We start from the raw sequence: 12,243 nt of genomic DNA, 5'->3' as shown, positions 1-12,243 counted from the left end.
GATTTCAGTGCCAGCCCAGTGCTTTTTTGCCGGCTTCCAGAGCGGTTATGATCCGTTCCACGTCGTACACATTCCCTCTCCATGTCCCTCCGCTGACGGACTGCAGCGCAGCCCACAGCCTGGTGTCATCCGGCAGAGCTTCATCCGGCCGCATATCCGGATGGAAGGGCCTCTGTGCCAGGATGAGAGCTCCCTCCTCCGGCGAAACCTCGATTTCCCCTTCGCCGACAAAGTTCATGCTGCCTTCCAGCGTGTTGCGATCCACGACGATATCGATCAAGTCACCGTTCCGAAGCTTGCCGATCGGCCCGCCTGCCAGTGCTTCGGGGCCAACGTGGCCAATGCACGCCCCGGTGGAAACACCGGAAAACCGGGCATCGGTAATGAGCGATACGTATTTGCCGAAAGACAAATGCTTCAGCGCAGACGTAAGTTGGTAAGTCTCCTCCATCCCGGTCCCTGACGGCCCCCGCCCGAGAAGTACGACGACGTCGCCTGCCAGAACACCGCCGTTCTTAATTGCACGGATCGCTTCGCGTTCGGTTGTAAACACTTTTGCTCTTCCTTTGTGACGATACACGCCATGGTTATCCAGTACCGTAGGGTCGATCGATGTGGATTTGATCACAGAGCCCTCCGGAGCGATATTCCCTGTTGGAAATGTCACGGTAGAGGTAATGCCAAGTCGCTGCGAGTACTCAAGGCTCATAATGACACTGTCCGGATCTATCCCGTCCTTCTCCTTCAGCTGCTTCCGCAGCAGATGACGGCGTTCCGACGATTCCCACCAGTCGAGAACCTCGCTCAGCGTCGTACCTGTTACGGTAAGCACGGACTCATCCAGTACGCCAAGCTGCCTGAGGTGAAGCATCACTTCGGGCACGCCTCCAGCCTGAAACACTCGAATGGTCGGGTGGAAGATCGGGCCGTTCGGCAGGGCGCTGACCAGTCTCGGCACATGTTTGTTGACCTGGATCCAGTCCTGCACCGCAGGCACGGTTAAACCGGCTGCATGGGCAATGGCGGGAATGTGCAGCAGCAGGTTGGTAGAGCCGCCGAATGCGGCATGAACAGCCATCGCATTGCGAATCGCCGCATCGGTGACAACGTCCGCCATTCTCAGCCCATCGGACTCCATCGCCATCAGTGCGCGTGAGGATTGGCGCGCCATTTCGATCCAGATCGGCTGCCCGGAAGGTGCAAGTGCGGCATGCGGCACCGTCATGCCCATCGCCTCGGCGACGACCTGGGCCGTTGCCGCCGTGCCCAGGAACTGGCAGCCTCCCCCCGGTGTAGCACATGCCCGGCAGCCGAGCTCCGCCGCCGCTTCCAGGGAGAGCTCGCCGCTGACGTACCGTGCGCCGATCGTCTGAATTTTGCCGGCGTCCTCTCCATCGACAGGCGGAAGGGTGACGCCCCCGGGAACGATAACACCTGGCAGCTGCGGCATGCCTGCAAGCGCAAGCATCATCGCCGGCAGACCTTTGTCACAAGTGGCGACGCCGATCACGCCTTTGCGCGTCGGTAGGGAGCGAATCAATCTGCGGAACACGAGAGCGGCATCGTTTCGGTACGGCAGCGAGTCAAACATGCCTGTCGTTCCCTGTGATCTGCCGTCGCAAGGGTCGCTGACATATCCGGCAAACGGGATCCCTCCGCGGCTTGATATCTCTTCCGCCGCAGCCTTCATCAGCAGGCCGACCTCCCAATGGCCCGTATGATAGCCGAGGGCTGCAGGACTGCCGTCCTCATTGCGAATTCCGCCCTGGGTGCTCAGGATCAGAAACTGTTTTCCGTTCAATTCCCCGGGCTTCCAGCCCATTCCGACATTCTGGGACATGCCGAACAAGTCGCCGCTCGGAGCGTTCCGCAGCAAGTTATCCGTTAAAGGCAGCCGTCCCGCCGCCCCCGGAGCATGTGCTTTAATATCGAAACGGCTTGAGTCCATCTCTCCCATTATCGACATAATCTGTTCGTGCATGGCACCCTCCCGCATCTTATGACTTCACGAAGACCGTTTTGATGGAAGTGAAAAACTCGATCGCCGCTTGACCCTGTTCCCTGGAATGCGAGCTTGACATCTTCATCCCGCCGAACGGTGCCTGCAGCTCTACGCCGGCCGTTTCCGCGTTGATCCTGACCAATCCGGCATCCATATCCCGGATGAAAGACAGCATTGCGCCGACATTTTGCGTATAGATGGAAGCACTCAGCCCAAAGTCGCTGTCATTGGCCGTCTCTATGGCTTCCTCCAAGGAATCCACCGCGATCAACGCAAGCACGGGGCCGAAGATTTCTTCCCGGGCTATGGACATATGCGATGCTACACCCTCAAATACAGTCGGCTGGACATAGAATCCCTCTTCAAGCCCTGGAGCGTCCGCTCTTTTTCCGCCGGTCAGCAGTACGGCACCTTCATCATGCCCTTTTTGAATATAGTTCAGCACCGTTTCGAGCTGTCCTTCGTTCGCGCACGGTCCCATCCAGCTTTCGGATGACATGCCATCGCCCAGCCGGATTTCCCGGATTTGCGACAGGAGCTTTTCTTTAAAGGCTTCATATACTTTCCGCTCAACAATGACCCGGCTGGTGGCGGTGCATTTTTGGCCGGTGGATTTCAAGCCGCCGCTGATGGTCGCCTCGACTGCCAAGTCCAGGTCCGCATCTGCCGCGATAATGATCGGATTTTTGCCGCCCATTTCAAGCTGATACTTGGCCCCGCGCCCCAAAGCGGCGACGCCGACCCGTTTTCCGACTTCGTTGGAACCTGTGAACGTAATCCCGTTGACATCCGGATGCTCGGAAAGCGCAGATCCGATCACCGATCCTCTGCCGCATACAAGATTGAGAACACCTGCCGGAATTCCCGCTTCCTCAAAGCATTCGATGATTTTGGCTGCCGTGACCGCCGTTTCCTGTGCGGGCTTTAACACAACCGTATTGCCGAATATCAATGCCGGGGCCGTCTTCCAAATCGGAATCGCTACGGGAAAATTCCATGGGGCAATGACGCCCACGACGCCAAGCGGTACTCGAGTCGTAAACATCAGCGCTTCGCTGTCCGTGGAAGGAATGACATCGCCGATTTTTCGCATCCCTTCGCCGGCGTAATACCTTAGGATCGCGACGCCGCGCATCGTCTCTCCCTTAGCTTCTGCGAGCGTTTTTCCCATTTCCCTGGTCATGGCCTCGGCGACCTCGTCGGCCCGGCGTTCCAGCACATTCGCGGCCTTGTACAGAACATTGCCGCGTTCCGCGCCGGTTAATCGCCGCCAGGCTCGGCCTGCTGCTTTGGCCGCTGCGACAGCACGGTTCAGATCCTCTATACCGGAAACCGGTACATACCCGACTACCTCATTCCGGTTTGCCGGATTGATGCTGGGTTCGGTTTCTCCGGACGCAGCCTTCATCCATTCTCCGTTGATATAGTTCCTGTATACTTGTTCTCCTTGAAATGCCGTCATGGAAGTACGTCCTCCTTATTCAAAACTAGTTTGATAAAACAGGGTTCACCAGCGTACCGATGCTGCTGATCGAAATTTCAATCCGGTCCCCGGGCTCAAGCGTGAACTCATTAGGCGGCACAATGCTCGTGCCTGTCAAAAGCACCGTACCGTCAAACAAATCATTGTCTTTTGCCAGGAAGGAGACCAGTTCATCCAGCTTTCGGTTTAATTCACTCGTACTGGCCTCGCTCTTAACGACCATGCGCCCCTCGCGGTAAATCTCGCAGACGATGCTGAATGCATATGGATTCTGCACCGTTTCCGCAAGCCGGATGGCCGGTCCGATGGAGCAGGATTTGCGCCATATTTTGGCTTGCGGCAAATACAGCGGGTTCTCCCCTTCAATATCGCGGCAGCTCATGTCATTGCCGACGATATATCCCACAATGCTGCCATCTGCGCCAAGCACCAATCCCAGCTCAGGCTCAGGGATCTGCCATGTGGAATCACTGCGCAGCGTGACGGCCTCGTTCGGTCCGATGGTGCGGGCGGCCGTGGATTTGAAAAAGATTTCCGGCCTTTCTGCCTCATAAACTTTGTCGTAAAATGTCTCCGCATCCAGTTTTCCATCCGTAGCTTCATAATTTCGTGCTTCGCGGCTTTGTTGATACGTAACGCCTGCCGCCCATACCTCCGGTGCTTCCACTGGCGTGACAAGGTGCAGAGAAGTCCAGTCACCAGCCAACTCATTCGCAGGACTAAAAGCGCTTTCAACCAGTTGGACAGGAGAGATCCCGCGTTCCCTGGCTTGATGGATCAAAGTCATAAAATCTGGCTGCGGCAGACGATAGGCTGCTTCATCATCCGTAACGGCTGCCAGCCGCTTCTGTTGCCTGTCTAGAAATCGAATAATTCTCATTCAGGCTTGCCCCCATTTCTTCCCCTTCGGGTTGATATTACTACGATAGCACCACCGATCGTCTATGACGATGCGCTAATCTCTACGACGATTTACCCTTTTCACGCATGATTTTTCTGTTAAGATGAGTCTAACCGTTACTGGAAAACAGGACATACCGAGGAGGTTTGCTGTGACCAAGTTTTCCGAAGCCGTATATTTAGGCCGTCTGCCCGATGTTCGCATGTCTTTTCAATTATTGGGGCTGCATGCAAGAAAAGTGGGTTCCCGCTGGACTTATCCGTCCCACGAGCATTCCATGTACGAAATTCATTGGATGATGGACGGAGAGATGAATATGGTGGTAAATGGACAGCTGTACAAACAGTCCGTTGGAGACTTGTTGTTCATCCGCCCCGGTATGACGCATTCCTGCACCGGCGCCGGTCCGCAAGGTTTCACTTACTTTTCCGTCCATTTCAGCGTTCACGATACATCCTTTTGCAGAGAACTCAACCGCTGCAAGGACATTTATTATCCGGCTGATTCGGTTTTAGCCCAGGGACTGTCTTCTTCTCTCTCTACACTCTACTGTCTGGCCACAGAGCACTTATCCAGCCCACCGCCGGCCTTCAAACAGATGAAAGTGCATGCCGCCGTCTTTGAACTGCTCGGCTCCCTGGTCGGACAGCTGTCTCAGACCCCATCCGTCACCTTATCGAAAAAAGAAGCTATCGCCCGACAGATCGCCGAGCAAATTGAAGACTCCGTAAAATATATCCATCTTCACGGTGAAATTCAGGAGACCGAGCGAACCTGGATCCAAGACATCGCCAAGGAGCTGAACCTTAGTCCGTCGCAGGTGAATCGGATCTTTCGTGAAGTGTACGGCAAAGCACCTCGCAAGTTCTTGTCAGAAACCCTTTTGGGCGAAGCTCAGCGGCTGTTAAAGCAAACGGATTTAAGCATAGACCATATCGCGATGATGCTAGGATATAAGACCAATGCGCATTTCAGCCGCCAGTTCAAGCGGTGGACGGGGATGGCGCCCAGTGAATACAGAAACCGAGTCCAGCAGCAGTCATTAGATGATGAGCCGGATCCGCAGCCTCATTAATAATGCGTATCACGAGCAATTAAGTTAATTGATGTTCACTCCTCCCTTTTCTTGGTGAACGTGTAGGAGCGGCCGGCTTCCCCCGTAAAGGAAACAGGGTCAAGTCCAGGTGCTTGTAAACGGCATGGACCGGAAAGTGCGCAGGACACGACCACTTCAGTAACCTGTCCCTTCGTCCAGGTGAAATTCAAGGTGAAGCCGCCACGTGCCCGCAGCCCTCTGACTTCCCCATCGCTCCAGCTGTTAGGCAAAGCGGGCAGCAAACGGATCAAACCAGCGTGGCTTTGCAGCAGCATCTCGGCAATGCCCGCCGTGCCGCCGAAATTACCATCGATTTGAAACGGCGGATGGTTGTCGAAAAGGTTAGGCAGCGTAGAGTGGTGAAGCATCGCTCTTACGTTTTCGTAAGCTTTGTCGGCATCCAACAGTCGTGCCCAGAAGTTGATGATCCACGCCCGGCTCCAGCCGGTGTGTCCGCCGCCGTTAGCCAACCTTCGTTCCAAAGTCGTTCGAGCGGCTGCGGCGAGCTCCGGTGTGGAATCCACGTTAATGCCTTCGCCCGGATAAAGCGCAAACAGATGGGAGATGTGGCGATGTCCCGGTTCCACTTCCTCGTAATCCTCCATCCACTCCTGAATTTGCCCATGTTTGCCGATCTGCGGTTTGGGCAGCCGCTTCAAGGCGGCAGCGAGATCCTCGCGGAACGCCTCATCCTTCTCGATGATTTCTCCGCTGCGGATGCAAGCCTCAAACAGCGCTTCGATAATCTGAAAATCCATCGTGGCCCCGGCGCAGAGAACACCTGTTTCGCCATTGGGCAGCATGTAGCTGTTCTCGGGGGAGACGGACGGACATGTCACCAGACCACCTTCGTTGTCCTCGATTAAATAATCGAGCAGGAACAACGCCGCCTCCTTCATCGTCTCGTATGCCCGCGCCAGAAAATATCGATCCTGACCGAATCGGTAATGCTCCCACAGATGCAGGCACAGCCAGGCGGCGCCCATCGGCCAGAAGGAAGCAGGAAGGTACGTATCCTGCGGGGCCGTGTCCGCCCAAATATCCGTATTGTGATGCGCGGTGAAGCCCCGGCAGCCGTACATGACGCCGGCCGTGACCCGCCCGGGCTCACGCATCCTTTCGATCAAATCGAACAACGGCTCGTGGCATTCGGCTAAATTACAGTTTTCCGCATGCCAATAATTCATCTGCGCATTGATATTGATCGTGAATTTGCTGTCCCACGGCGGGGTAAAGCTGTCGTTCCAGATGCCTTGAAGATTCGCGGGCAGAGAGCCCGGCCGGCTGGAGGCAATGAGCAGGTAGCGCCCGAATTGAAAATAGGTCGTGATCAGGCCATGATCTTCCTCGCCGTGTTGGAACCGCTTCAACCGTTCGTCGGTCGGGAGCGCGGCTTTGTCCGGATTCTCGGGCAGCTTCAGTTCGACCCGTCCGTACAGCTCGCGGTAATCGGCGACATGCCGGGCTAACAGCTCGGCATACGGAACTCGGCTCAACTCCTCCAGCCGCCGTTTGCCGTCAAGCTCCGGGTCGGGATGCCGGAACGTCGTTCCGGCGGCAAGCAGCAATGTGACCGAGCTTGCGCCGTCCACCAGCAAATACTCGCCAAGCATGCGGCAGACGCCGCCTTCCGGGACCGCCTTCAAGACGGCGCTGAAGGAGCTGCCTCCTTCGCCGCCGCAATCCCCGCGCATGACCAGCCCGCTCGCCTCCCATTTGTCCGTCTTCTCCACGTACCTCCAGTTCCGGCGGTTGAACCGGGCTTTAAACGTGACCACCTCCTGCTTGTCGGCGGTGATGCGGATGACGATCGCCTGATCCGGATAACTTGCAAACAGCTCGCGCGTATACCTGATCCCGCCGATCCGATAGCTGACCCGGGATACACCGCGCTCCAAATCAAGCTCCCGCATGTAATCCTCGGCAACCTGGCCAGGCTGACCGAACGACAGCAGCAGATCGCCGAGCGGCACATAGTGCCGCTGCGCTTCGGGCAGCCCCGCCATCGTCATCGCCGCCAGCTCCTCCGCTTCCTGCAGCCTGCCTTCCATAATCAGCTTGCGGATCTCGGGCAAATGGGGCAGCGCATCTTCGTTGTTGCGGTCGCGCGGGCCCCCGTACCATACCGAATCCTCGTTAAGCTGCAGCTTCTCCTCGGCCGTGCCGCCGAAGATCATCGCGCCCAGCCGGCCGTTTCCGATCGGCAGCGCCTCATTCCATTCTGCCGCCGGTTTCCTATACCACAAGCGATGCTTCAGTTCCATGCCATTCAAACTTGTCATGCTTCTCCTCCAATCCGCTATCGCTATTTTGAACTAGTTCAGCTCCACCAACGCCTTGATCACCTTCGATTCCGGCAAGAGCCAGCTGTCGAACCTGTCGATCATGTCCTCGAGCGAGCTTCGGTGGGTAATGTAATCGCCGATGTCAATGCAGCCGCCGGTTATGGCCGCAATCACCCGCTCGAAGTCCTCCCGCGTCGCATTACGGCTGCCCTGCACCGTCATTTCGCAAGCGTTTCATGGACGTATGCAAGAAAATCGACCTTGTTCCAGCCCTTACGGTCGGCCTCCGTTACCGTCCCCGAAAGCTTGCAGAAGATGTTCGGATATTGGGCGATTTCTGCCATATGGCTTCTCCAGGGTTCCATGACCCTAGATGCAATCGGCCGTTTCGCTTAATTTCAGAATGAATTCGGTTTCCTCGATCGTCGGCGCAGCCGGAACAAGAATCGTATGGCCGATGCCGTGTCTCTGCAAATGCGGTTTGAGATCGGAAGGCAATAGTCGCGGTAAAGCACCGGAATTTCGGGCGTAATCCATCCGTAATCGTTGCGTTCGATTTTCCAAAAATGCTGATGGGCGTCAATGAGCATCGAACACAACCTCCATTCCACCTTGTTGTAACATCTGATAACAGAATTAGAAATTGCCGAATCCCGCATATTTGTACCTTTTTTTGATGTCACGGTCCCAAATCGAAGATCACTTACACGCCGAACTTTAAAAATAATGAAGACAAGAGTCCCCGCGTCCTGAGCGAAGACTCCTGCCTCCAAGAAGCCGGGCTTATCGGGCCACGGTTTATTTCGATATTGTCGATGAATCGTAAGCAGCCTGCATGATTTCAATATAACGCCGCATGTTCAGACCCTCCAGCCCTTTCACGTAATCATCCCAATCCTTATCCAGGCTCTTGGCACCGGTGATGAACAGCAAGGCGTTCTGGTCAATATAGTCCTTGATGTTCGTCTGCATCATGCTGGCTTCATCGGCAACCAGCGGGTCTACCCATAGCGCCCAGTGCGGGAAGATATCTTGCGGCTCCTTGCCTTCCATCAATAGCGTTGCCTCGTACAGGCGGCGTTCGTAACCGTCATCGGCGTAAATATCCGTGCCCTGAACCTCGGCATCGCGGTATGCCCGGTGATGGTTATATTGGGTTAATGCTCCCCAATTGTCATTGCGGGGCTGCTCCCCGGGTTCAAGCGGGATCGCTTTATAGAGCGGCTCCACTTTATCGTTCAGCGCGATTTCTCCATCCTGCGGCTTACGCCAGCTTTTGCCTTCTTCACCGAGGTAGGAAAGCATCGCGCCTTCTTGCGTGTAGAAATAGTCCAGCATTTGAATGGCGGCGATTTGGGCCTCTTTGCTCGCTTTATTCGTCAGGACGAAGGATGCGCCCGGATCAATCGGATAGTTGAATGTTGCAAAATCGGCATGCGGTCCTCGCAAAGGCGGAAGCGGGTTATAGTCCTTGCTGTACGGCGCGTCTTCTCCCGTCGTCAGGAACAAGGCGGGATGCATGCCGGCCCCGGCGCCCAACAGCTGTGCGTCCGCGTTATCCCCGATTTTTTTGTACGCGCCTGCATTTTGCGTAAAGGCTCCCGGGTCAATGAGCCCCCCATCATAAAGCGATTTGATGTAGGCCAGCGCTTCCCGCCATTCCGGTTTGTTCGCGGCGGTGTCTACCTGGCCCTCCTTCATGATGAGATACGTTCTGTCGTCGTTGTATATAAAGCCGTTCATAAGGTACGGGATTACGTGAACGCCGAAATTTTCGACGGATCCGCTGAGCGGCACTTCGTCCGCCTTGCCGTTGCCGTTCGGATCCTGTGTCTTGAAGGCCTCGAGAACCGCTTTGAATTCTTCCGGCGTTGTCGGCTGCGCAAGCCCCAGCTGATCAAGCCACTTCGTATTGATCCACATTTTATTCGGGTAGGAGCAGTGGAAGCATTCGTTTAAGCCGGTCAATCCGTAAATGTTGCCATCCGGCGCGGTGTTCATCGCTTTATAATATTCGTTGTTCTCCAGCACTTCCTTAATGTGCGGAGCATGCTCATCGATCAGTTCGTTCAGCGGGATGATCACCCCCTGCTGTCCGAACTTCAATAAGTCCGTCTGCGAGAAACGGTCTACCCATGGAATAAGCATATACAAATCCGGATAGTCGCCGGACGCGAGCGAGATTTGCCGTTTTTCGGCCGCGCCGTCAAACGGAACGGTTGTCCAATTGAATTGGATGCCGAATTGCTCTTCCATTTTTTTCGTAAACTTGTTGGTTTTCAGATCCATATCCGATCCTTGATGGGCAAAAACGTTGATCGTTACCTTCTCGCCGGAGTCCGGCATGCCGCCTTCCTTCCCTGCGCTTCCCGGGTTGTCATTTCCGCCGGAGCATCCGGCAAGCACGAAACTAAGCATCAGTATGAGAACAAGCAGACGAGTTGCTGTTTTCCTCAAATCAATCTCCCCCTCATGAATTGGTAATGCAACATAACGGGCTCTGCCCACGATCAGCCCTTCACGGAGCCAATCAGCATGCCTTGCACGAAATAGCGCTGCACGAACGGATAGATCACCAGCACCGGGAGGCTTGCCACCACAATAAGCGAGTATTTCATGAGCTCGGCCATTTGCTGCTGCTTCACCATCTCCCCGGCGTCCATATTGCCCGTTCCGCTTCCCAGGATGAGAATGCTGCGGAGAATGAGCTGAAGCGGATAGAGCGATTGCGATTTCAAGTAGATCAAGGCATCGAAATAGGCGTTCCACTGCCCCACCGCATACATAAGCGAGAGCACGGCGATAATCGGTTTGGCAAGCGGAAGAACGACGCTGAAAATGTAGCGGATGTCGCTGCACCCGTCGATGTCTGCCGCCTCGGAAAGCTCATCCGGGATCGAGGTCTGGAAGAAGGTTCTGGCGATAATGACCTGCCATACCCAAATGGCATTCGGAATGAGCAGCGCCCAGCGGGTATCGATCATGCCCATCGATTTGACGACCAGATAGGTCGGGATCAACCCGCCGGAGAACAGCATGGTGAAAGTAATGAAAACCATAAGCGGCGTGCGGCCGAAGAATGACTTTTTCGACAGCGGGTAAGCGACCATGATGGTCAGGGATACGCTGATGAACGTACCGGCAACGGTATAAAACAGCGAATTGGCATAGCCTGTCAGCACCTGGCCGTTTCGGAACACCGCCTCGTACCCTGCGAGCGATACGTCGACCGGCCACAGCCACACCTTGCCTGCAGAGACGGCACTTGGACTGCTCAGGGACGAGCTTACGATGTAAATAAGCGGATACAGGACGGCAATTAAAACCAAGATCAGCAAGATGTAGGTCACGCTCAGAAAAATACGGTCCCCCAGCGACTCCTTGATCCTCACGCTCCGTCGGCTTCCGGAATGGGCCCGCAATGCGTTCATGTCACTCACTCCTTTTTGTGAAATTTACCAGAGGCTGGTATTGGATGCCCGCTTGGCAATGGCGTTGACGACTAGGAGCAGCACCAGATTGATCAAGGAATTGAACAATCCTACCGCCGTGGCGAAGCTGTAGTTTGCGTTCAGCAATCCGATTTTGTACACATACGTGGAAATGATCTCGGACGAGGACAAGTTCAGCGGATTCTGCAATAAGTACATTTTCTCGAAGCCGAGTGCCATGATGTTGCCTACACTGAGAATCAGAATGATGACCGCGGCCGGCAGAATGCCGGGAAGATCGACGTTCAGGATTTTCTGGAACCGATTGGCGCCATCCACTTTGGCCGCTTCATATAATGACGGGTCCACTCCCGCCAGAGCAGCAAGATAAATCACCGCGGAATAGCCCATGGTTTGCCATACGTCGGACAGCACGTAGATCGTACGGAACATGCCAGGCTCTCCAAGATAATTGACCGCTTCAAAGCCAAGCGCGCCAGCAATGGTATTCACGATCCCAAGACGCGGGGACAGAAACAGCATGATGATGGACACCATGACCACCGTGGAGATGAAATATGGCGCATAGGTGACCATCTGCACGGTTTTTTTGAACCTTGCGCTCTTCACCTCGTTCAAGGCCAACGCCAGCAGAATCGGGATCGGAAACCCGACGATCAATTGATAGAACGAAATGTACAGCGTATTTTTGATCAGTGTCACGAACGCAGGGTTGCGAAAAAACATCTCGAAATACTGTGTGCCGACCCATGGACTCCCCCAAATCCCTTTCATTACGTTATAATTCTTGAATGCTAGCACGGCGTTTGCCATGGGCAAGTACTTGAAGATGATGAAGTACAAGACCGGCGGAATGACCAGCAGATACAGCTGCCAATGTCTTCTGAAGCTTCGATAGGCGGCTCTTCCGATTTCCGAGCGCTTGCCGCTCGGGGCTCTAACCGTTTTGGACTTGGAAAATAGAGTACTCAGTTCCATCCCTCCTTCGATGAGTAGCTGCCAATGAAGCCAGAACTTATTTGGC

Annotated in this window: 11 protein-coding genes; 1 reads left to right on the top strand and 10 read right to left on the bottom strand. The window is 55.0% G+C overall.

From position 1 onward, the window contains the following. Positions 1-4: 4 nt before the first annotated feature. From JNUCC32_RS09535 to JNUCC32_RS09525, 3 genes are read right to left on the bottom strand one after another with little or no spacing between them, the layout of a single operon-like run. Positions 5-1,981: a YjhG/YagF family D-xylonate dehydratase gene (locus tag JNUCC32_RS09535; protein WP_323373652.1), complete on the bottom strand. Its 1,977-nt coding sequence runs from the start codon at positions 1,979-1,981 to the stop codon at positions 5-7. Between the two features lie 16 nt (positions 1,982-1,997). Continuing rightward, entirely contained in the window at positions 1,998-3,464 is a 1,467-nt protein-coding gene (gucD, locus tag JNUCC32_RS09530; protein WP_192571800.1) for an alpha-ketoglutaric semialdehyde dehydrogenase GucD, read from the bottom strand. A 25-nt stretch (positions 3,465-3,489) separates the two neighbouring features. Next, a complete protein-coding gene (locus tag JNUCC32_RS09525; protein ID WP_192571799.1) occupies positions 3,490-4,365 on the bottom strand; it encodes a fumarylacetoacetate hydrolase family protein in 876 nt (291 codons plus the stop codon). A gap of 172 nt (positions 4,366-4,537) precedes the next feature. On the opposite strand from JNUCC32_RS09525, the gene JNUCC32_RS09520 reads away from it, so the two are divergent. Further along, positions 4,538-5,461 carry an AraC family transcriptional regulator gene (locus JNUCC32_RS09520; RefSeq protein WP_192571798.1) on the top strand — a complete coding sequence of 308 codons (924 nt, stop codon included), beginning with the start codon at positions 4,538-4,540 and terminating at the stop codon, positions 5,459-5,461. Between the two features lie 35 nt (positions 5,462-5,496). Here the strand turns inward: JNUCC32_RS09520 and JNUCC32_RS09515 are convergent, their stop codons facing one another. The 7 genes from JNUCC32_RS09515 to JNUCC32_RS09490 form a co-directional block, all read right to left on the bottom strand. Continuing rightward, a complete protein-coding gene (locus tag JNUCC32_RS09515; RefSeq protein WP_192571797.1) occupies positions 5,497-7,764 on the bottom strand; it encodes a glycoside hydrolase family 95 protein in 2,268 nt (755 codons plus the stop codon). Positions 7,765-7,797: 33 nt separating this feature from the next. Beyond that, positions 7,798-7,941 (bottom strand): hypothetical protein, encoded by a 144-nt coding sequence (locus tag JNUCC32_RS09510; RefSeq protein ID WP_192571796.1) that lies wholly within the window; start codon positions 7,939-7,941, stop codon positions 7,798-7,800. Between the two features lie 44 nt (positions 7,942-7,985). After that, positions 7,986-8,111 (bottom strand): hypothetical protein, encoded by a 126-nt coding sequence (locus tag JNUCC32_RS31690; RefSeq protein WP_267132967.1) that lies wholly within the window; start codon positions 8,109-8,111, stop codon positions 7,986-7,988. Between the two features lie 54 nt (positions 8,112-8,165). After that, positions 8,166-8,357, bottom strand: coding sequence for a hypothetical protein (locus tag JNUCC32_RS09505; RefSeq protein WP_192571795.1), 192 nt, complete (start codon positions 8,355-8,357; stop codon positions 8,166-8,168). Positions 8,358-8,565: 208 nt separating this feature from the next. Next, a complete protein-coding gene (locus JNUCC32_RS09500; protein WP_192571794.1) occupies positions 8,566-10,224 on the bottom strand; it encodes an ABC transporter substrate-binding protein in 1,659 nt (552 codons plus the stop codon). 53 nt (positions 10,225-10,277) lie between these two features. Further along, positions 10,278-11,198 carry a carbohydrate ABC transporter permease gene (locus JNUCC32_RS09495; RefSeq protein ID WP_192571793.1) on the bottom strand — a complete coding sequence of 307 codons (921 nt, stop codon included), beginning with the start codon at positions 11,196-11,198 and terminating at the stop codon, positions 10,278-10,280. Between the two features lie 24 nt (positions 11,199-11,222). Further along, positions 11,223-12,197 (bottom strand): ABC transporter permease, encoded by a 975-nt coding sequence (locus tag JNUCC32_RS09490; protein ID WP_176502406.1) that lies wholly within the window; start codon positions 12,195-12,197, stop codon positions 11,223-11,225. Between the last annotated feature and the right edge of the window lie 46 nt (positions 12,198-12,243).

It is taken from the genome of Paenibacillus sp. JNUCC32 (genome assembly GCF_014863545.1).
Lineage (GTDB): Bacteria > Bacillota > Bacilli > Paenibacillales > Paenibacillaceae > Paenibacillus_AQ > Paenibacillus_AQ lautus_A.
This window is presented reverse-complemented; position numbering and strand designations above follow the sequence as displayed.

Excerpts from the sequence above, each read along its gene's own strand:
- JNUCC32_RS09535 (WP_323373652.1), bottom strand. The coding sequence starts at position 1,981 with ATGCACGAACAGATTATGTCGATAATGGGAGAGATGGACTCAAGCCGT.
- gucD (WP_192571800.1), bottom strand. The coding sequence starts at position 3,464 with ATGACGGCATTTCAAGGAGAACAAGTATACAGGAACTATATCAACGGA.
- JNUCC32_RS09525 (WP_192571799.1), bottom strand. The coding sequence starts at position 4,365 with ATGAGAATTATTCGATTTCTAGACAGGCAACAGAAGCGGCTGGCAGCC.
- JNUCC32_RS09515 (WP_192571797.1), bottom strand. The coding sequence starts at position 7,764 with ATGACAAGTTTGAATGGCATGGAACTGAAGCATCGCTTGTGGTATAGG.
- JNUCC32_RS31690 (WP_267132967.1), bottom strand. The coding sequence starts at position 8,111 with ATGGCAGAAATCGCCCAATATCCGAACATCTTCTGCAAGCTTTCGGGG.
- JNUCC32_RS09505 (WP_192571795.1), bottom strand. The coding sequence starts at position 8,357 with ATGCTCATTGACGCCCATCAGCATTTTTGGAAAATCGAACGCAACGAT.
- JNUCC32_RS09495 (WP_192571793.1), bottom strand. The coding sequence starts at position 11,198 with ATGAACGCATTGCGGGCCCATTCCGGAAGCCGACGGAGCGTGAGGATC.
- JNUCC32_RS09490 (WP_176502406.1), bottom strand. The coding sequence starts at position 12,197 with ATGGAACTGAGTACTCTATTTTCCAAGTCCAAAACGGTTAGAGCCCCG.